The sequence below is a fragment of the Thermococcus sp. MV11 genome, from assembly GCF_012027285.1.
GTDB classification, from domain to species: Archaea; Methanobacteriota_B; Thermococci; order Thermococcales; family Thermococcaceae; genus Thermococcus; species Thermococcus cleftensis.
The window spans coordinates 868702-888833 of record NZ_SNUD01000001.1 but is presented as its reverse complement, the minus strand read 5'-3'; the positions used below and the strand labels follow the sequence as shown (position 1 = coordinate 888833).

Genomic DNA, 20132 nt, shown 5'->3' with positions numbered 1-20132 from the left:
TCACTCACCTCCCCTCATCTTGATGAGGGTCCTAACGATGACCCTGTCCACATCGACTGTCTTACCCTGCCAGCTCTTCATCGGGTCTATTCCGTCCTCACCGTACTTGAACTGGACGATGATTCCCGTCGGATCCCTGACCGTTCCGTCGTAGTTCACCTTGAGGTCCTGGAGCGCGTTTATCAGACGGCGCTGCATGTAACCGCTCTGGGCCGTCCTGACGGCCGTGTCAACCAGTCCTTCCCTACCACCCATGGCGTGGAAGAAGTATTCCTGGGGCGTTAGACCGCTCTTGTAGGAGTTTGTGACGAATCCCCTGGCCCTGGCTCCAAGGTCGCCGGGCTTGAAGTGTGTCAGAACCCTTCCGCGGTAGCCGCGGTAGAGGCGCTTTCCACGAATGGACTGCTGGCCAAGCATCGCCGCCATCTGGGTGATGTTGAGCATCTTACCCCTCGCTCCGGTCTTGGCCATGATGACCGCGTGGTTGCCCATACCGAGGTACTTTTCAGCGACCTTACCGGCGTTGTCACGCGCCTCTGCTAAAACCGCCATGATGTTGCTCTCGAGGGTCTCCTCGAGGGTCTTGCCCGGTAGGGGCTCAAGCTCGCCGTTCTTGTAGGCTTCAATGAGCCTCTCCACCCTCTCCTCCGCCTCGCGGATTATCTCGTGTATCCTGTCAAGGGCCTCCCTCGGCAGGTCCTCGTCGTCTATCGCGGTCGTGAAGCCCTTGTGGGTTATGACCCATATGGCCAGCTTGGTAACCTGGTCGAGGAACTGCCTGGCCCTCTCGACGCCGTACTCCCTCACGATGATGTCGAGCAGCTTTCCGTCCTCCCTGCCGTAGGCCTTCTTGTCTATGGCACCGCTGAGGAGCTTTCCGTTCTGAATGTAGGTGAAGCCGTCGTAGGCGAGCTTCCTGACCTCCTCTGGGTCAGGAACGAGCTTCTCCTCGATGAGCTTCTCAAGGGCCTCACAGCGCTCCGGCTCGTCGCAGAGCTTGTTGCGGTACCAGATCGTGAGGTCGTCCGGCAGGAGGAGCGAGAATATCGTCTTTCCGCTCCACAGTTCAACGCCGTTCTCAACCTTGTCCGGCTCTGGAAGCTTGTCCACGTTAATTCCCGCGAACATGAGCATCTGCTCGACCTCTGAGCGGGTGAAGTATGCTCCCTCGCGGGTGAGCAGGTAGCCACCGGAGATGTGGTCCTGGATTCCAGCTATGAGCGGGCCGCCGTAGCGAGGCGAGATGATGTGGTTCTGGACTTCCATGAGTATCTTTGCCTCTGCCTGAGCCTCCTCCGTCTGCGGAACGTGGAGGTTCATCTCGTCACCGTCGAAGTCGGCATTGTAGGGCGGGCAGACGGAGAGGTTGAGGCGGAAGGTTCTGTAGGGCATAACGCGGACGCGGTGGGCCATTATGCTCATTCTGTGGAGCGAGGGCTGCCTGTTGAACAGCACTATATCGCCGTCGAGGAGATGCCTCTCGACCGTCCAGCCGAGGTCGAGCCTCTCGGCTATTATCTCGAGGTTGTTCTCCATGAGGCGTATCCTTCTTCCTTCCGGGTCTATGACGTAGTTGGCGCCGGGGTACTTCTCGGGCCCGTTGAGGACCATCTTCTTGAGCTTCTCGAAGTTGAACTCGGTCACTTTCTCAGGAACGGTCAGCTCCATTGCGACCGCTATGGGAACGCCGACCTCGTTGATGCTTATCATCGGATCCGGACTGATGACCGTACGGGCTGAGAAGTTCACGCGCTTACCGCTGAGGTTTCCACGGAAGCGGCCTTCCTTACCCTTCAAACGCTGGGAGAGGGTCTTGAGGGGCCTCCCGCTCTTGTGCTTGGCCGGCGGAATGCCTGAGGTCTCGTTGTTGATGTAGGTGGTAACGTGGTACTGTAGGAGGTCCCAGAGGTCCTCGATGATGAGCTGCGGCGCACCGGCCTCGATGTTGGACTTGAGGCGGTTGTTGATACGGATAATATCGACCAGCTTGTGGGTGAGGTCGTCCTCAGCCCTTATACCGCTCTCGAGGGTGATTGATGGCCTCATGGTAACGGGCGGAACCGGCAGGACGGTGAGAACCATCCACTCCGGCCTGGCCTTCTCGGGGTGGAGTCCGAGGAGTGGCAGGTCCTTGTCGGGTATCTTCTCAAGCCTGTCACGAACCTCGCTCGGCATCATTCTGTGCCTGTACTCGTTACCTTCTTCGTCCTTCCTGAGCTCCCAGTAGATGGTGGGCCTCTCGAACTTGATCGGGAACTGTGGCGCTCCACAGTGCGGGCAGACCATTCTCTCCTTGGCCTTCTTGTGTATCTCCTTGATGAGCCTGTCCTTGGCCTTCTTCCTGTCGCCCATGACCTCGAACTTGTGCATGTACTCTTCTATCTCCTCGTCGGTGAGCTTTATCCTTCCGCACTCCCTGCATGTGCTCTCCAGAACGCGGTGAATGGTCTTGGCGAAGCCAACGTGGATTATCGGTCTGGCGAGCTCGACGTGGCCGAAGTGGCCCGGGCACTCTCCAGCCCTGGCACCGCAGGTCTCACACCTGAGACCCGGGTCCACCACGCCGAGCCTCTTGTCCATCAGGCCACCTTCTATCGGGTAGCCGTCGTCGTCGTAGGTGTCGGGGACGGTGATCTCGGCCGCGCTCATCTTTCTGATTTCCTGAGGTGAGAGGATTCCGAACTCGATACTCCCGATGACCTTCTTCATCGACTGCATGATATCACACCCTGTCGGTTATGTTGAGGGAGGGCCTTATCACCATGGCCTTCAGCTCGTCCAGCAACAGCTTGAAGGCGTAGCTCATCTCCACCTTGCTTATCCTCTCTTCCTCTCCACAGACCGGGCAGTAGACCTTTCCTCTGCGCTTGTCCTCCAAGGCTAGGTGTCCACAGCTCTCGCAGACCCAGACCTCGGTCTTGTCGCTCTCCTCGAGCAACCTCTCGATCAGGAGCATCGCTGCACCGTGTCCGATGAGGACGTCACGCTCCATCTCACCGAACCTGAGACCGCCTTCCCTGGCCCTACCCTCGGTCGGCTGCTTGGTGAGAACCTGAACTGGACCCCTCGAACGGGCGTGCATCTTGTCAGCTACCATGTGGTGGAGCCTCTGGTAGTAGATGACGCCGACGAATATATCAGCCTCGAGCCTTCTTCCGGTTATGCCGTCGTACATGATTTCCCTTCCGCTGTGCTTGAATCCAAGCTCCTCGAGCTCCTTCCTGAGCTTCTCCTCTGGCTCGCCGATGAACGCTGTACCGTCCACTCTCCTTCCCTTCAGCGCCGCAACCTTTCCACCTATTGCCTCTATGAGCTGCCCGACGGTCATACGGCTCGGGATACCGTGGGGGTTCACTATGAGGTCCGGGACGATTCCGCTCTCGGTCCAGGGCATGTCCTCCTGCGGGACTATGAGGCCGATAACACCCTTCTGGCCGTGCCTCGAGGCGAACTTGTCTCCAAGCTCTGGGATCCTGAGATCCCTGGTGGTTATCTTCACGAGCTTGGTCCCATCGCCGGTCTCGGTTATGATGACCTTGTCCACTATACCCCTCTCACTGGGCCTTACCGTTACGCTCGTCTCGCGCCTCTCCTGGAGGATTATGCCTCCGAGGCCGCTCTGTTCCTCAAGGAACCTCGGTGGGGAGGTTCTTCCAACGAGAACGTCCTTGCCGGAGACCTTGGACTCCGGGAAGATTATGCCGTCCTCGTCGAGGTGCCTGTAGTACTTCTCGCCCAGATAGCCCTGTATTGTCGGGTCGGGAACCTCGAAGCGGTCGGTCTGGCCACCGAGGTAGCGCTTCTCCTCTGCCTCGTAGGTTCTGAAGAAGGTTGAGCGAGCCAAGCCGCGCTCTATGGAGGCCTTGTTCATTATGACGGCATCTTCCATGTTGTATCCCGAGTAACTGAGAACTGCGACCACGAAGTTCTGGCCAGCTGGCCTCTCCTCGAAACCGACTGCCTTCATTATCCTCGAGTTCACAAGCGGGACCTGCGGGTAGTGCATCAGATGGCCGCGCGTGTCCACCCTTATCCTGAAGTTGGCCGCTCCAAAGCCGAGGCTCTGCTTGGCCATACCGGCACCGTAGGTGTTACGCGGGGCCGCGTTGTGCTCCGGGTACGGAACGAGTGAGGCAGGTATTCCGAGAATCGCAGCGGGCATCAGCTCGAGGTGGGTGTGCTCCTCGGTAACCTCCCAGGGCCAAGTGGCGACGAGGGCGTTCTCCTCCTCCTCGGCGTCGAGGTACTCGATGATGCCCATCTTGATGAGGTCGCTCCAGGTGAGCTGGCCGGTCTTTATGCCCTCAACGTGCTCGCGGGTGAGCTTCGGCTGGCCGTTCTCGACGATGATGAGGGGTCTCCTGACCCGACCGTCATCGCTGTTCACGTATACCTCTTTCACGTCCTCGTCCTGGTATAAGGCAACGTTTATGACGTCGCTTATCCTTCCGCTTCTCCTATCGCTCCTTATCCTCTTTACCAGGCTCTCGCCGTCCTCGATGGTCCCGATGAGAACTCCGTTGAGGTAAATCCTCCAGAGGCTCGGGTTCGGCCTTCTCTCCTCGATGGGAACGACGCCGAGCTTGCTCAGGTACTCCCTGACTTCCTTCTCCGGGATTCCGGTGGTTATCTGGGCCATCAAAGCAAGATTCTTGACCAGACCACAGTTTGGACCTTCCGGCGTTTCCGTCGGGCATATCCTTCCCCAGTGGGTTCCGTGGAGGTCACGGGCCTCGAAGTGGGGCTGGTCCCTGCTGAGCGGGGAAGTGACGCGCCTGAGGTGAGAGAGCGTGCTCATGTAGTTGGTCCTGTCGAGGAGCTGACTGACACCGGTTCTTCCACCTGGCCACGCACCGGTCGCGAGGGCGTGCTCAATCCTCTCGCTCAGCACGTCCGGCCTTATGGAGTTCCTCACGAAGCGCTGTATGTTCTCGAAGGTGTAGCGCTCGCCCTTCCTCTGGTAGGTCTTGGTCATCTGGTACTGCATGTCCTTAACGAGCTGGCCGAAGGCGACGCGGAAGAGGTCCCTGAGGAGGTCTCCCGCCAGCTTGAGCCTCTTGTTGGCGTAGTGGTCCTTGTCGTCCTCGCCGCGGAGGCCAAGTGAAAGCTCCAGAACCTTGAGGGCCATCATACCGAGGTAGTAAGCTTTGGCCCTTCTCCTCTCGGGCTCGACGCCCATGTGGGGCAGGAGGTTGTTGTCTATAATGTGCTCGGCCCTCCTGAGCCTGTACTCCCTGGGCTGGCCTGGGAGGGAGAGCTTTCCTATGTAATCGAGGGCCTCCTCCTGGGTGGTTATGTCGCTGGCGTCCTCGAGGTTGTCGAAGAGAACCTGCTGTATCCTCGGGTCGTCGCTGACAGCTTCAACTATCTCCTTATCGCTGAGGAGACCGAGGGCGCGCATGACGTAGACGAACTTAACTGGCCTGGGGACGTTCGGTATGTTCACGTAGAGTATTCCGTCCTTCCTTCTCTCTACCGTTATCAGGGCCCTGTAGCCGTGCCTGTAGGAGAAGACCTTGGCGATTATCCTGTTCTGCCTCTCGTCCCTCTCCACCAGGGTCTTGTTGGGGGCGAGGTCCTCAATGGAGACTATAACCCTCTCGGAGCCGTTTATGATGAAGTATCCTCCGGGGTCCTTCGGGTCCTCGCCGAGCTTTATAAGCTCCTCGTCGCTGAGGCCGTAAAGCCTGCAAGCCTTGGACTTGAGCATTATCGGGAGCTCGCCGATGCGAACCTCGACGGGTTCCTGCTCTATTCCCTTGATAACTGGAATAAGCTCGAGGTAGAGCGGGGCCGAGTAGGTCAGGTTCCTTATCCTGGCGTCCATTGGATAGAGGGGCTTCCTCTGGCCCTGGGCCTCCTGGAACTCGGGCTCGCCCAGGCGGATTTTACCAAACTTGACCTCAAAGTCCGGAATGTCAGGCTTGAGGCCACCGAACTCGTCTATAACCTGCTGCATTCCGTGGTCGATGAAGGCGTTGTAAGAATCAAGGTGCTGCCTTACGAGTCCCCTCTCCTTCCAGTAGGCTTCCATAACGAGCCAGAGGTCGTCAGGGGTGACATCAACAACGGTGGGTCCTCTCGATGCCATAATCTCACCTCTCAGAATCAGTCCTCCACCACAAGACGGTAGTAGTAATAGTAGCCCGCCGTTGGGCTCTTTCTCTTTATCTCAATGACGTCTCCCGGCTTTGCCCCAAGGGCGACGACGGCCGGGTCCGAGGCCTTGATCTGTGGGAGCTGTGAGATCCTGATCCTGTACTTTCTGAGGAGTTCCTCCTTCTCCTCCTCGCTGAGGATTCTGTGCTCGGGAACCAGCTCATGCGTGAATATATCAAACTCCTTTTTCGTCGCCACCGAGAATTGCCCCCTTTAACGTTTTTTAAGAACGATTATCACTACCTCACACCTGCGGGTTTCGGTATATAAGCTTTTCGAGTGGTATCTGGCCCGTAGGGGTTTATATCGGTTGCGTAAAGTTTAAGAACCGTTTTCTGGCCCGAAAAAGGACTCTGATGTACTTCAATGTCCACCGAAAACGGAAAGACTTATAAAGGCTCGGCTGGGGTTCGGAATCCAAACTTCAGTGGAGAGAGCAAAGTGGCAGGTCTTTTCTGTAGATTTGCCGATTCTAGTGGGTTTATGTAGACACAAGTTGTACCATTGACGGGATAACTTGTCATATCTGGCAAAAGTTCGCATAAACTTGGTCTCATTCTGCAATATGGCCGGCATTTTGGGCCTCCAGGCGGGGGCGTATCTTCTGACACCTCTCAAGGAGCAACTCCTAAAGAATGGCAATTTAAAGAACGAACACATCATAAAAACAAGCACCTTTTGGAAAAGACACTTACTCTTCCGCCAGCGCTCGCGCAAGCAAGGGCTGTTGTGGTGGGCCCGGGGGGCTTTGAACCCCCGACCACGCGGTTATGAGCCGCGCGCTCTGACCAGGCTGAGCTACGGGCCCACTACTGGCGCCGCCGCCCGGACTCGAACCGGGGACCGCCGGATTAACAGTCCGGCGCTCTACCGACTAAGCTACGGCGGCACGACCCAATGTAGGGAATACGGAGTGGATTTATAAATCTTACGGTGTGGGCAGGAACTGCGAAAACTTTATATCTCCCTCGGAAGGTCTTTAGACCGTGCCCCGGTAGCCTAGCCTGGCGGGGCGGCGGACTTGTAATCCGCCGGTCGCGGGTTCAAATCCCGCCCGGGGCTCCATTCTAACAAACTTCGCCTTGTGAGGTTTGATAGGGGTTTGTAGCTCTGTTTGAAGTGTCAGTTCTAACGTGGCCAAAAGGGTTCTCATAATTAAACGCTGGCCTTGGATTGATAAACCATATCTTTGAACGTGCAACAGGGAGCTACGACTTTTGATGAGGCTTTGGAAACGCTTTTTGACCAAAATTCGCAGGATAAGTTGCTCGCTTAAAACCGTTGCCTATTGTGTGTAGGTAGGGAGGCATAGATCTCAGCTCGTTGTGAAGATGGTCCAGCTCTGATAGTCAGCTTCTATGAGAACTTCTATTATGTCCTCTTCACCGTAGTGTATCTCCCTCACCGTTACCTCCTTCTTGATGTGGCCGTGTACAACGGCCTGATGGACCTCTTTGGGAAGCTCCTCTGTCACGGGAATGATCCCGTCCTTCACGTATATTCCCGCCAGCTTGCCCCTCTGGAGGAGGAACCCCCTGACGGGAACCACGTATTCATCAAACCCCACCCCGTACTTGGCGTTTTCAACACGTCCAACCCCAACTGTCATATGGATCACCCACATGTAAGTTTTCTATTACATATTCGTGCCTTCCATTTATAAGCTTTTCTGGCCAGAATTGAATAAGAAGAAATGGGGAAGCAAGGTAGTCAGTATTCCACCTCGCCCCTCTCCCTCAGCTCGCGGTACATCTTCCAGCTGAGAACCGGCTTCTTTGCCGCCAGAACGTCGTCCACGCGCTTCACCGCCGTGTTGTGCGGTGCGCCCTTGACGATCTCCGGATCGCTGTATGCCTCCTCGCTTATCCTCCTGAGGGCCTCGACGTAGGCGTCGAGCTCCTCCCTGCTCACCGTCTCGGTCGGCTCTATCATCAACGCCTCGTGGACGATTAGCGGGAAGTAAACCGTCGGCGCGTGCATTCCGAAGTCGAGGAGCCTCTTGGCCACGTCCATCGCTGTAACCCCTGTTTCCTTCTTCATCGGCTCGGCGGAGAAGACCACCTCGTGCTTCCTCAGCTCCTTGCCGGGCAGGGAGTAGCCCCTCGTCCCTTTCAGCTTCCTGGTGAGGTAGTTGGCGTTTAGAACAGCTACCTCGCTCGCGTTCTTGAGGCCCTCCCTTCCCATTATCTTGAGGTAAACGAGGGCCCTGACCATAACCGCGAAGTTGCCGTAGAGCTCCTTAACCTTGCCGATGCTCTTGGGCACGTCGTAGTCGAGGTAGTAACCACGCCCCTCGTCGTAGCCGACCAGCGGAACCGGCAGGTAGTCCTTGAGGAAGTCCTTGACGCCGACCGGCCCGCTTCCAGGACCGCCACCGCCGTGCGGGGTTGAGAAGGTCTTGTGGAGGTTGAGGTGGACTATGTCGAAGCCCATGTCACCGGGTCTGATCTTTCCTAGCACCGCGTTGAGGTTTGCACCGTCGTAGTAGAGCAGCCCGCCGGCCTTGTGGACTATCCTCGCAATCTCCAGTATCTCGTCCTCGAAGATGCCGAGGGTGTTGGGGTTCGTGAGCATCAACCCGGCCGTTCTCTCGCTCACCGCGCTCTCAAGGGCCTCCAGATCCATCGTTCCCTCCTCGGTCGAGGGGATTTCGATGACCTTGAAACCGGCCATGGCGGCACTGGCTGGATTGGTTCCGTGGGCCGAGTCAGCAACGAGCATCTCGTCCCTCTGCGGCTCACCGTTGTCGAGGTGGTAGGCTCTGATTATCGACACGCCCGTGAACTCGCCGTTGGCACCGGCAGCGGGCTGGAGGGTGAAGCGGTCCATTCCGGTTATCTCCTTGAGCCACTGCTCCAGCTCCCACATTATCTTTAGCGCTCCCTGGACGGTCCTCTCGTCCTGGTAGGGGTGAATGTAGGCAACCCCCGGGTGTGAAGCTATCTCCTCGTTTATCTTGGGGTTGTACTTCATGGTGCAGGAGCCGAGCGGGTAGATGCCCGAATCAACGCCGTAGTTCATCTCGCTCAAGCGGGTGTAGTGTTTCACTATCTCAGGCTCGCTCAGCTCAGGAAGGTTCAGCGGGCTTTTCCTCCTGAGCTTCTCCGGAATCTCAACGCTTACATCTTCAACCGGCCTCGGAAGGGTGTAGCCGACCCTCCCATTGCGGGAGAGCTCGAAGATGAGCGGTTCGTCCCATTTAGCCTGCCGGAACATTCAGGCCACCTCCCTGAGGGCCTCTATGAGGGCCTCTACCCATTCCTTCCTCGTCGTCTCTGTCGCGGCGAAGAGGGCGGTCTCGCCGAGCTCCGGGAAGTGCTTCCCGATGTAGTAGCCTCCATGGATTCCCCTCTCCAGGAGGGCCTCGTGCACCTCGCTGTAGGGCTTTTCGAACCTCGCTGGCACGTCCTTGAAGTAGAGCCCCTCGAAGGGAATCTCAGCGACTTCCTCCAGCCTCTTCCTGAGGTAGGCCGTGTTCTTGAGGATTGCCTCGCCAAGCTCGGCCAAGCCCCTCGGCCCGAGGCTCGCGAGGTGTATCGCTGAGGCAACGGCCACCAACGCCTCGTTGGAGCATATGTTCGAGGTCGCCTTTGCGCGCCTTATGTGCTGCTCCCTCGTCTGGAGGGTCATGACGAAGGCTCTCCTCCCGTCCGCGTCTCTCGTCATTCCGATTATCCTGCCCGGCATCTGGCGTATGAGCTTTTTGTCGTTCCTGACGGCGAAGATTCCGGCCCTCGGGCCGCCGAAGTTCATGGGGTTGCCGAGGTATGACGCCTCTCCGACCGCTATGTCAGCGCCGAGCTCACCCGGCGCCTCAAAAAGCCCGAGCATCGTGGGGTCTGCTCCGACCACGAAGTAGGCCCCCGCATCGTGGGCGATCTCGCCGATTTCCCTCACGTTCTCCTCGACTAAACCGAAGAAGTTGGCCATCTCAACGTAGACGCCGGCGGCTTCACCAACGGCCTCCTTGAGCTTTTCAAGGTCGAGGTTGCCTTCCTCGTCCCAGGGGACTTCAACTATCTCCAGCCCGGCGCCGCGCGTGTATGTCTCTATCACCGCCCTCTTCTCCGGGCTGAGGGCCTTTGGGACAAGGAAGCGCTTTCTCTTGCCCCTGTGGAGCCTGACCGTCATCAGGGCGGCCTCGGCTATGGCCGTTCCCCAGTCGTACATCGAGGAATTGACAACGGGCAGACCGTAAAGCTCCGCCATCATGCTCTGGTACTCGAAGAGGGCCTGGAGCATTCCCTGGCTTATCTCGGGCTGGTAAGGAGTGTAAGCCGTCAAGAACTCGCTCCTCTCGATGAGGTACTTGACGTGGGCTGGAACGTAGTGGAAGTACGACCCCGCCCCGAGGAAGCTCGGCATTTCAAGGACGGTCCTGTTCTTTGAGAGGACTTCGCTGAGCTCGAGGAAGACCTCGTACTCGCTCTTTCCCTCCGGAAGGTTGAACTCCTTGAGCATGCCCTCGGGAACGTCCGAGAAGAGCTCGTCGATCGAATTGAAGCCGATTTCTTTCAGCATTTCATCTCTATGCGCCAGGTTCGGGAGGTAGTGCCTTCCCATGCCTATCACCTTCTGAGCTTTAAGATGCTCGTTGAAAGTTGGGAGCTGAGAATATATGCTTTGTGCCGCCGGGAGGGCAGAACCGTGTACCACTGGAAGGAAAAATAAGAGGGGTAAAGGCCTCAGCCGCTAACGCCGACGTCCTCGAAGAACTTCTCCATCAGGCCGGCAATGGCCCTTATGTCGTACTGCATGGTCTCGTAGACCGCCCACTGGACGAGGCTGTACTCCCTGCCGTCGAGGGTCTTGAAGCCACTCGGGGCGTTCACGTCAAAGTTGGCGTGGAGCTCGATGTTCCTTATGGCCCAGCCGTCCACGTCGTCGTCGAGCCAGTCGTCATTGCTCACGTAGGTGTAGATGTAGACGGTGTCATCCGGAACGGTGACGCTGGTATCGACGAGCAGGTTCGGGTCCTGGGCGTAGCGGGCTATGAGGTTCCAGTTCTTGTCGTAGATCTCGACGTAGCCGAGGGTCTTGAAGTAGGCGTTCTGCATGTCTATGTCCTTGAAGACGAGGGTTATCGAGCTGGCGCCCTTGAACTCGAGCTTGAGGACGCTCCAGTCGCCCTTCTTGAGGGTCCTGGTCCAGAAGTAGCTTCCGAGGTGGCCGCGCTCGCTCCAGAGGTTGATGTCCTTGCCGGTCGAGTAGAGCATGTAGCGCCAAGAGTTGTGGGCTATTAAGTCAGCGTAGGCCCAGGCAACGCCGTTGGCGAGGCTCATGTGGCCGTTCTCGTTGTCGGCTATGTAGATATCGTAGCCGTAGATGAACCGTTGCTTCTCCTGCGGGATCTGCCACCACTTTATCGGCGTGAGGTCGAGGGGGACGCGGTCGTTGAGTATGTCGTCGGCGACGGTGGGGGAGATATCGTTCTCAACGAAGTCGTGGGCGTCCTCGATGTAGCTGAACTGCTCGAGGTCCTCGAATAGGTGCGGTGTGGTGTGTGCCACCAGCATGCTCATGTCCTCGAGTATGTGGACCGCCCTGCCGAGGTAGAGCATGGCCTCCTCCCTGTTGCCCTGCTTCCAGAGCTGAACCGCCTGCTCGTAGAGCTTCTGGGCCATGTCGGCTCCGGAGGTGTCGGCCTCTCCAAATAGGTTAACTGTAAATAGTTCTGCGTGGTCCATAGGGTCGTGGAAGTGGTACTGGCTCTGGAGGGTGTAGGTCTTCCCGTTGAACTCTATGCTCCCGCCGCGCCAGTCCTCGTCGTAGGCTCCGTAGAGGAGCTGGTCCTGGTACTGCATGAGGATCGAACCGAGGGTTGGGTTGTCCCTGTAAACCGCCTGTATGGCCTTGTAGGTCAGCTTCTGGTGGACGTTCATGGGGTTGTCGAGGGTCGGTCCGTCGGTCGGCCAGGCGCTCACGAGGCCCAGCCCACCGAGGACGAGGAGAACCAGAAAGACGGCCCCTACCTTCCTCATTTTATCACCCTTTTGTTTTTAGATTCTATTGGAAGTGGACATGCAGCACTATGGGAGAATTAAAATTTAAAACTTTTTTGAGTTACGTGAGTTATACCCTGGGAATTTTCTGTATCTTATCGTGCTGTTGCAACCGTATAATATTTCCGTTGTTTGGGGCAACGCTTAAATTTGGCTTCCCCTTCGGGGTATGGGGATAGCCATGATAATAGCCTTCGACTTCGATGGAACGCTGGCTGACACCTACACCTGCATCGAAGAGGCGTTCAGGCGGGCCCTGGAGAGGCGCTACCGATGGCTCCCGGGGAAGGCACTGTGGGCCAAGCTGCTGACTAAAATCGAACTCCAGTTTGAGAGGCCTGCCTTCGGGAAGCACAAGAAAAAATCCAAACCCCCTTTCTTCCTGCGCACGAAGTTCTTCGAGACCTGGTTTGAGGAGAGGGCCAAGCTTAGCAGACCAATCGACGATTCCCCGGAGCTTTTGAGGAAACTCAAGGAGGAGGGGCACACTGTAATCTCCTTCTCCGCCGAGGACTTCATAGACGGAATGAAGGTCAGACGGCTGAAGGAAATGGGGATATACGACCTCTTTGACGACGTCGTAGTCTTTGGCCACGACATGACCATAGACGAGGCCTTTAAGCTGGTTCGCGAGAAGTACGGGAACGAGACTTTAATCTGGGTGGACGACAAGCCCTGGCGCTTCATCGGTCACGGCGATGAGAACACCGAGTACGTGTGGTATTACTTCCCCTTCACGGCCAGGTTCGTTGAGAAAAATCGCGAGAAACTGGCTCTGATCCCCCACCTTCACATAATACACGACCTCTGGAGCCTGTTTGACGTCGTGGAAAGGGTCAAGCAGGAGCGCTAGCCGGAGTCGGCGTTGGTGTATTCTATGGTGTCCTCCACGAACTCATCGTAGGTTTCCCTGTCCACTTCTTCAATCTTGAGGCTGAACTCCCGCCCCAACGCCCAGCGGATAGCGACGTCACCCCTGTCTGTCTCGGCAACTATGAGACCGAATGGTAGATCACCGGCCCAATGGTGTTTGAAGAATCCTACCCTAAAGCCCCTTTTCGTGAGTTCCTTCAAGACAGCCTCTTGGGTTCTCAGGGGACCGTACGGGCTCTTGGCCAAGCCAATATAGGGCATTTTTACTCACCATTGTTCCATAGATGGGCAGATTTAAAACCTTTTCGGTTGTCCTAACAAAACTCGACGGTGAGGTTTCCGGAAGGCTAACATTTTAATAGTAGGCCGGGAACTTACTCCGGGTGATGAAATGAAGGCACGCTACATCGGCCTGCTCATTGCTTTAATCGTTCTCGCCGCCGGCTGCATCTCCGGGGGCGGAACGTCCCCTTCTCCAACCACCACGACCACTGGAGACCTTCCATTCACTCAGGAAGACATGGAGAAGGCCATAACGTCCCTGAAGAGCTACGAGTACGTGATGAGAGTGGACAGCTACAATGGAACGAGGCTGGTGGCCCAGCTTAGGACCGAGGGCGCGATAGACTTCGAGAAAAAGCTGAAGGCAGTGTCCACGCTCTCGAACAGTACCGTCGGGGGCGGCTCCTACTACCTGGCCTACTACTACACCACCTCCAAGGGCTACGCGAGCTACATCGACAGGAACGGTACGGTGACCTGGGAAGCCGCGTGCTACGGGCCGGGCGAGGGGCCAAACATGAACTCCACGGTTTTGGACGGACTTTGGAAGGTACTGGACATGGAGAACGTCAGGGTTATCGAGGAGGACGGTTACTACCTCATATATGCCAACGAGACTGGGGGGACGGCAATCGGAACAAACGTCACGAACGCTTATCGGACGAGGGTCGAGGTTAAGCTCACGAAGGATCTTATCCCCGTGGAGGTCAAGCGGACCGTCTACTACGAGAAGAACGGGGCCGAGTGGGTTGATGTAACCACCATAGAGATAAAGAACCCGGACTCAGCCACGGTTGAGCCTCCCAGGGATCTCATCGATTACCTCGAGGAGCAGGGGATTGACCTCGGGGAGTTCCTTGGAAAATGCTAAACCTTTAAATTCTCCTTATTCCCTCTAGTTTTGGGTGAATAGGTCGTGGATGCCCTAAGCGTTATAGCGTTCTTCGCCTACGGTCCGGCGCTCGTTATACTATGGTACTTCTATCACGCCGACAGGTACGAGCCTGAACCAAGGAGGTACGTCCTTGGAACGTTCCTGCTGGGGGGAACGCTCTCGATAGGAATTGCCTACGTACTTGAGAGCTTCCTCACCCTTGGAGGCGCAATAGAGCCGATCCTGCCAGCCTCAGCATTCTACGTCGCCCTCGTGGCGGGGATCGTTGAAGAGCCTGCGAAGGCTTTGGCCATACGGTGGCCGTTCAAGGCCGGTCAGATGGACGGCATAATGGACGGCCTCGTTTACGGAGTCGCCGCTGGTCTGGGCTTCGCAGCCACCGAGAACTTTATGTACGGTCTCGGCTGGGGTGTGGCGGTGACGGTGACCCGTGCTTTTCTGACGCCACTCGCCCATGCCACCTGGAGTGCCATAGTCGGCGTTGGCTACGGAATGAAGGCCGAGGGGAAGGTGGACTCGGTTCTTCCATACTTCCTGCTGGCCATCGTGCTCCACTTCGTCTGGGACTACTACGCTTTCCTGAGTGCCGCGGTTCCAGCGTACAACGTTCTGCTGATATTCTTCATAATCTTGAACCTGGCCCTGCTCCGCTACTTCCTTATTATGGGTCGGGCGGAGGACAGGAGTAGAATATGGTATTACTGGTTCAAGAGGAGGGACGGGCCGTGAACCGGCTTGAGGAGGCTCTCTTTGAGGCAAGACCCTACGTGGAGTACTACGACAGGCTGGAAGAGCTCGTCAAAAGGCTCTGGGAGAAAGCCACCGACGAGGAGCACTTCCTCCGACTCCTTAGCGAGGAGCTCCCCCGCGCCGAGGAGCCTTTCAGGACGGATCTCCGGATATTCCTGCAGAAGTTTGAGGCGCTCTAAATTTCTTCTTTTCAATAGTAAACCTTATAATCTGCTGGCATTAACTTTTTTTGGTGGGTTCGATGAGGACGCTGGCGGCAGTTATTGCGGGCCTTCTCCTGCTGACCATCGCTCTGTGGGCGGCGTGGGCTGGAATAATCCGCCCTCGGTGGACGACGTCGTCTCCTCCATCGAGAGCCTGGACTCCTTCTGCTGGAGGGCGGAGCTTGAGAGCGGACGCTTCACATGGAGAAGCGATAGGAGCCACATCGATTGGAACCGGAGGGAGGTTGTAGAAACCGAGGGGAGCTTCGAGATGCTTGGACTGTGGAAGCGCTGATGCCTCGCTCGGTGGTGCACTATGTCGCGGCGGTGGAAGGTGTTCGTGGTCGTTCTCCTCCTGTTCCTGGCCCCAATGTCGTTGAATGGCTACACCTACCGCTACGGGCTTGAAAGCCGGGGTTTTATGTCGTTCTCGGAGATGGGCTTTGGCGTCGCCTGTCCAGGCATCTTTCGGGCCTACTACCAAATAAACGATGAGTGGGAGGTGAAGTTCGTTAGCTCCTACTTCCCGGGGGAGAACGATTCCAGGAAGTTCAACGACCCCAACGCGGTGATAGCGGAATTCGAGCGGAAGGCCCGGTCAAGGAGGCTCATCAGCGCGGGCGATTACTCCGTTTTAGTTCTCTCCAGAGACGAGAACGGCAGTTTTTTGAGCACCCATTACCGGCTCAAGGCCGTTTACGAGCAAGAAACCCTCAGGAAGGTTTCCTTCAACATCACCCACTCCCTCAACTACGGCCCGGGGAACAGTAGCGTCTTGGTGGACTACGTTGATATTTACAGGACTTACGACGTTGAGGAAACCCGTTGCTGGCAGGCCCTTATCGGCTGGTTTAAACCCCTGCTGAAGAGGTATCTCCGGAGCCGACTCGGTGATGTGCCCTATCCCCATCCTTGGGAGCGGGAACCCTGGTGATCGTTTCCACATTTTGCAAACTCTTGCCAGTGGTGTGCAAAATTTGAACAGAAAAAGTATTTAAACCAACCCTTCCACTTGCCTATGAGGACAACTGGAGGTAGTACGATGAAGAGGGCTGTGGCTCTAATTTTGATGGCAGTTGTGGTGCTGGCAAGCGGCTGCATCGGGAAGGGCGTTGGCCTCACCGAGGAGAAGGTCCTTGAGGCCCTCCAGAGCATAGAAACGGCCAGCTACGACCAGAACTTTTCAATGAGCATGCACTTCACCGATCCGGAGGGCAACAAGACGATAAACTTCACGATGTCGGGTCGCGTCCTTGGCGTCTTCAACAACACGGCCGGACTGGAGAGAGGTAACATGAGCATAACGATGCACATGATGGGAATGGACGTCAATATGAACTGGCCCTACTTCGTCAATAACTCCAGCGTCTACTTCATGGTCGATGGGAAGTGGTACAACGTCTCCCCCGACGATGACCTCTATTCCCGTGCCCAGGGATCGCTCAACGTGGACTACATCAGGAACCTCCTCAGGACCAAGAACGTCACCATAGAGAAGCTCCCTGACGGCTACGCCTTCCGCGTGAACGTGACCTTCTGGGAGTTCGTGAACGCCACCAATCAGAGCGGATACCTCAACGAGCTTTGGAGCGTCGATGGCGAGAGGCGGGTGAACGTCACCACCAACTCCGGCTGGGTGGAGGTTCACCTGACGAAGGACGGAACCCCAACCTTCATCGAGACCCACATGGAGGTTATCCTGGCGGTAAAGGGCTATGACGGCAGAACGACTGACATCTACGTGACCCTTCACGAGAGCGTCGCCCTCTCAAACATCAACGAGCCCGTTGAGATAAAGGCCCCTGAGGGGATAGAGAGCGCTGGGGACTTCGAGGAAATATTTTGGTGAGGGGGCTAAGCCCCCCTCGTGGCCACTATTTTTATTCCATTCCACTCGGCAACCACTTCCCCGACCTCGACCGGGGCCCTGAGCTTCAGCTTCGCCAAAAACCTCATGAGCTCAGGTATCTTCTCCTTTGGAACCGGCTCCGCGGTTTTAACGCTCACCGTTGGAAGGGCACCGCCTTCAACAGGAACGACGCTCATCACCACCCTCTTCGGGTTCGTAACTTCCTGAACCGCCCACTCCTCACCGCGGGGACAGGTGTGGCCGGTAACTCCAACGACCCTGCCGTCCTCTACTTTCACCTCAACAGTGCAACCGAGGGGGCAGACGATGCAGGTGAAGCGGTAAATCATACCCTCACCACCTCCACGGTGAGCTTCTCGGCCTTCCTGATCTCCTCTGCCTTCAGCTTTACCCTGAGCATCTCAGCAGGCTTGACCACCGGGAGCTTCATCTTCTTGCCGATTTCAGGGATTCTGAGCTCGACGTCCTCCATCGGCCTCGCGACCCTGAGGTAGAGGTAAACGTCCCTATCGCCGCTCAGATAGTGCGGAGCGAGAAGGCGGACGTTTTCACCCTTCTCGACCTTAACCCACTTCCTGCTCTCTATTCCGCCCTTCTCGATGAACTCCCTGGCTCCTTCAGCGGCAAGTTCACCCTGCTCGGCGACGTAGTCGACCAGGTCGTTGATGAGGAGAGCGTTTCCGGCCACGAAAATCCCCGGAACGCTCGTCTCGAGCCTGTCGTTCACAACCGGGCCACCGGTGGAGGGGTCGATCTCAACGCCTATGGCCGTCAGCTTCTTGACGTTCGGAACCAGCCCTGCGGAGACGATCAGTGTATCCGCCTCTATCCAGAACTCGCTCCCCTGGATTTCCCTGAGGTTCTCGTCCACCTTTACTACCTTCACCCTCTCGACCCTTCCCCTGCCCCGCACCTCGACAACCTTGTGGCTCAGGTAGAGCGGAATATCGAAGTCCCTCAGGATCATGACGTTTCTGGCCAAACCGCCGGGGTAGGGCATCAGCTCTATCACCGCCTTCACCTTCGCCCCCTCAAGGGCGAAGCGGCGCGCCATTATGAGGCCGACGTCGCCAGAGCCGACGATGACGACCTCTTTACCCGGCATTATCCCGTAGATGTCCATCAGCGTCTGGGCCTCTCCGGCGGTGTAAACGCCGGAAACCCTGTCGCCGACTATTCCTATCTCGAAGGCGTGCCTCTCCCTCGCCCCGGCGGCGTAGATAACGGCCCTGGCCCAGACCCCGTAGGCACCGCTCGGTGATGTGAAGATGACCACCTTCTCAAGGTCGGAGTAGTTTTTGATTTCGAGCACCCTCGCGGCCGTTTTATACTCCACCCCGAGCTCCACCATCTTTCTGGCCAGCCTCGCCGCGAACTCCGGGCCGGTCAGCTCCTCCCTGAAGTAGTGAAGCCCAAAGCCGGGGTGAATGCACTGTGGAAGGATTCCGCCGAGGTAGTCGTTCTCGTCGAGGAGCAGAACCTTCAGGCCGAGTTCCTTCGCCCTCACCGCGGCCGCCATTCCAGCGGGACCGCCACCGATGACAACGACGTCGTAGTTCAGCATCGGAATCCTCGGGAACATCAGGCATCACCCCTGAGGAGGGCCTTGACGTCACCCACTCCAATCTCGCTCCCCTTACCCTTCAGCGTGACCTTCCAGGGTTCGACGCCGTACTCCCTGGCCAGAAGCTCGACTATCCTCGGCCTGCAGAAGCTTCCCTGGCACGTTCCGGTGGTTGCCTTCGTCCTGAACTTCACGGAATCGACGCTCGGCGTCTTAACGCCTATGAGCTTCATTCTCTCGATGGCCTCCAGAATGTCCCCCTCGCTCACGTTGTTGCACCTGCAGACGACCTTTCCGTAGGAGGGGTTTCTCTTTACGGCCTCGTTAACCTGCTCCGGGATCATCATGAAGAGGTGGTTTATCTCCCTCCTGTAGGGGTTCCACTTGGACTTCTCCCTGAGCTGGATTCCGAGGTCGCGCTGGATTATCTCCGCCACTTCCTCCGCAATGGCCGGAGCGCTCGTCAGCCCGGGCGAGCGGATTCCAGCCACGTTTATGAAGCCCCAGACCTCTTCCTCGGCCCTGATTATGAAGTCCCCGCCGGTGGGTTCAGGTCTTAAGCCTGCGAAGGTCCTGATCACCTTGCTCCTAGGTGGTAACTGTGGCCAGAGCTTCTTGGCTCCTTCCCAGACCTGCTCAAGCCCCTCCCTGGTGGTAGCGAGGTTTTCCTTCTCCTCTGGCGGCAAATCCTGGGCGTTTGGCCCTATCATCAGATGGCCGGATATCTCGGTTGTCACGACTATTCCCTTGCTGATTGGCGTCGGCGTCGGGAAGAGAACCCTCCTCGGCCCTGGAACGTCGTCGTCAAAAATCCAGTACTCCCCTTTCCTCGGGTGTATCTCGAAGTAGTCTATGCCGGCCATTCTCGCTATCCTATCAGCGTAGAGACCAGCGGCGTTGATTACTATATCCGCCTCGATGAAGCCGTTGTTAGTTTCAACCCCCTTAACCTCGCCGTTCTCGACCCTTATTCCGGTAACCTCGGTCTCGAGGTGGGTCTTAACGCCGTTCGCCACAGCGTTCTCGGTTATCGCTATGACAGCTGGAATCGGGCCTATTTGCCCTACTATCGGCACCCATAGCGCCCCGATGGCTTCCTTCGTCAGGCCGGGCTCGAGGTGGAAGAGCTCTTCCTTATCTACGATCCTCATCTCGGGGACGCCGTTCCTTCTCCCGCGCTCCAAAAGCCTCTCAAGCTCGTCAAAGTCCTCCTCCCTGGTTGCGACTATCAGGGCCCCGTTCCAGACGTGGGGGATCTCAAGCTCTTTCACCCACCGGTGCCAGAGACGGTTTCCCCTTATGCACAGCTTCGCCCTCGTCGGGTACTTGTCAGGGTCGTCGTCGTAACCGCCGTGGATCAAAGCCGTGTTGGCCTTGCTGACTCCCCAGCCAACGTCCGGGGCCTTCTCAATCAGGTGAACCTCAAGGTTCTCGTATTTACTGAGAACCCTCGCTATGCTGGCCCCGCTTATGCCAGCCCCTATTATGGCCACCTTTGTCTTCATGATCTTCACCTCGATTTAACTTGAGAAAG

General features: G+C 57.1%; 18 protein-coding genes and 3 tRNA genes. 8 read left to right on the top strand and 13 right to left on the bottom strand.

Features of this window, described 5'->3' with window-relative positions; translation table 11 throughout:
• The 5 genes from E3E27_RS04910 to E3E27_RS04890 form a co-directional block, all read right to left on the bottom strand.
• Positions 1–2718: a DNA-directed RNA polymerase subunit A' gene (locus E3E27_RS04910; protein ID WP_167773591.1), complete on the bottom strand. Its 2718-nt coding sequence runs from the start codon at positions 2716–2718 to the stop codon at positions 1–3.
• A 4-nt stretch (positions 2719–2722) separates the two neighbouring features.
• On the bottom strand, positions 2723–6091 hold the full coding sequence (locus E3E27_RS04905; protein WP_167773590.1) for a DNA-directed RNA polymerase subunit B: 3369 nt from the start codon (positions 6089–6091) through the stop codon (positions 2723–2725).
• 17 nt (positions 6092–6108) lie between these two features.
• Positions 6109–6357: a DNA-directed RNA polymerase subunit H gene (locus tag E3E27_RS04900; RefSeq protein ID WP_014788289.1), complete on the bottom strand. Its 249-nt coding sequence runs from the start codon at positions 6355–6357 to the stop codon at positions 6109–6111.
• Positions 6358–6889: 532 nt separating this feature from the next.
• Positions 6890–6967: transfer RNA gene (locus E3E27_RS04895), tRNA-Ile, on the bottom strand.
• A gap of 5 nt (positions 6968–6972) precedes the next feature.
• Positions 6973–7048, bottom strand: a tRNA-Asn gene (locus E3E27_RS04890).
• Positions 7049–7147: 99 nt separating this feature from the next.
• On the opposite strand from E3E27_RS04890, the gene E3E27_RS04885 reads away from it, so the two are divergent.
• Positions 7148–7224, top strand: a tRNA-Thr gene (locus E3E27_RS04885).
• 250 nt (positions 7225–7474) lie between these two features.
• Here the strand turns inward: E3E27_RS04885 and E3E27_RS04880 are convergent.
• The 4 genes from E3E27_RS04880 to E3E27_RS04865 form a co-directional block, all read right to left on the bottom strand.
• Positions 7475–7768: a hypothetical protein gene (locus E3E27_RS04880; protein ID WP_014788288.1), complete on the bottom strand. Its 294-nt coding sequence runs from the start codon at positions 7766–7768 to the stop codon at positions 7475–7477.
• A gap of 101 nt (positions 7769–7869) precedes the next feature.
• Positions 7870–9375, bottom strand: coding sequence for an aminomethyl-transferring glycine dehydrogenase subunit GcvPB (gcvPB, locus tag E3E27_RS04875; RefSeq protein WP_167773589.1), 1506 nt, complete (start codon positions 9373–9375; stop codon positions 7870–7872).
• Positions 9376–10722 (bottom strand): aminomethyl-transferring glycine dehydrogenase subunit GcvPA, encoded by a 1347-nt coding sequence (gene gcvPA, locus E3E27_RS04870; protein ID WP_167773588.1) that lies wholly within the window; start codon positions 10720–10722, stop codon positions 9376–9378. It abuts the gene before it with no gap.
• A gap of 122 nt (positions 10723–10844) precedes the next feature.
• Positions 10845–12140, bottom strand: a complete 1296-nt coding sequence (locus tag E3E27_RS04865; RefSeq protein WP_167773587.1) for a zinc dependent phospholipase C family protein — start codon at positions 12138–12140, stop codon at positions 10845–10847.
• A gap of 202 nt (positions 12141–12342) precedes the next feature.
• On the opposite strand from E3E27_RS04865, the gene E3E27_RS04860 reads away from it, so the two are divergent.
• Entirely contained in the window at positions 12343–13014 is a 672-nt protein-coding gene (locus tag E3E27_RS04860; protein ID WP_014788284.1) for an HAD family hydrolase, read from the top strand.
• Here E3E27_RS04860 and E3E27_RS04855 read toward each other — a convergent pair.
• Positions 13011–13295 (bottom strand): hypothetical protein, encoded by a 285-nt coding sequence (locus E3E27_RS04855; RefSeq protein WP_014788283.1) that lies wholly within the window; start codon positions 13293–13295, stop codon positions 13011–13013. The two genes, E3E27_RS04860 and E3E27_RS04855, sit on opposite strands and share 4 nt — an antisense overlap.
• Before the next feature lie 130 nt (positions 13296–13425).
• On the opposite strand from E3E27_RS04855, the gene E3E27_RS04850 reads away from it, so the two are divergent.
• The 6 genes from E3E27_RS04850 to E3E27_RS04825 all read left to right on the top strand — a co-directional run bounded on the left by E3E27_RS04850 (position 13426) and on the right by E3E27_RS04825 (position 17013).
• Positions 13426–14187, top strand: a complete 762-nt coding sequence (locus tag E3E27_RS04850; RefSeq protein WP_167773586.1) for a hypothetical protein — start codon at positions 13426–13428, stop codon at positions 14185–14187.
• Between the two features lie 45 nt (positions 14188–14232).
• Positions 14233–14940, top strand: a complete 708-nt coding sequence (locus E3E27_RS04845) for a PrsW family intramembrane metalloprotease (RefSeq protein WP_014788281.1) — start codon at positions 14233–14235, stop codon at positions 14938–14940.
• Complete coding sequence (locus E3E27_RS04840; RefSeq protein WP_014788280.1) at positions 14937–15140, top strand: hypothetical protein; 204 nt, start codon at positions 14937–14939, stop codon at positions 15138–15140. The genes E3E27_RS04845 and E3E27_RS04840 overlap by 4 nt, the downstream gene beginning before the upstream one ends.
• Before the next feature lie 124 nt (positions 15141–15264).
• Positions 15265–15459 (top strand): hypothetical protein, encoded by a 195-nt coding sequence (locus tag E3E27_RS04835; protein WP_048151790.1) that lies wholly within the window; start codon positions 15265–15267, stop codon positions 15457–15459.
• 21 nt (positions 15460–15480) lie between these two features.
• Positions 15481–16098: a hypothetical protein gene (locus E3E27_RS04830; protein WP_167773584.1), complete on the top strand. Its 618-nt coding sequence runs from the start codon at positions 15481–15483 to the stop codon at positions 16096–16098.
• A gap of 84 nt (positions 16099–16182) precedes the next feature.
• Positions 16183–17013, top strand: coding sequence for a hypothetical protein (locus tag E3E27_RS04825; protein WP_240910649.1), 831 nt, complete (start codon positions 16183–16185; stop codon positions 17011–17013).
• 5 nt (positions 17014–17018) lie between these two features.
• On the opposite strand, the gene E3E27_RS04820 is transcribed toward E3E27_RS04825, so the two are convergent.
• Genes E3E27_RS04820 through E3E27_RS04810 form a run of 3 tightly spaced genes read right to left on the bottom strand, consistent with a single transcriptional unit; the run spans position 17019 to position 20103 of the window.
• A complete protein-coding gene (locus tag E3E27_RS04820) occupies positions 17019–17363 on the bottom strand; it encodes a DUF1667 domain-containing protein (protein WP_167773583.1) in 345 nt (114 codons plus the stop codon).
• Positions 17360–18616, bottom strand: a complete 1257-nt coding sequence (locus E3E27_RS04815) for an NAD(P)/FAD-dependent oxidoreductase (RefSeq protein WP_167773582.1) — start codon at positions 18614–18616, stop codon at positions 17360–17362. Before E3E27_RS04815 ends, E3E27_RS04820 begins: the two co-directional genes overlap by 4 nt.
• Positions 18616–20103 (bottom strand): NAD(P)/FAD-dependent oxidoreductase, encoded by a 1488-nt coding sequence (locus E3E27_RS04810; RefSeq protein WP_167773581.1) that lies wholly within the window; start codon positions 20101–20103, stop codon positions 18616–18618. Before E3E27_RS04810 ends, E3E27_RS04815 begins: the two co-directional genes overlap by 1 nt.
• Between the last annotated feature and the right edge of the window lie 29 nt (positions 20104–20132).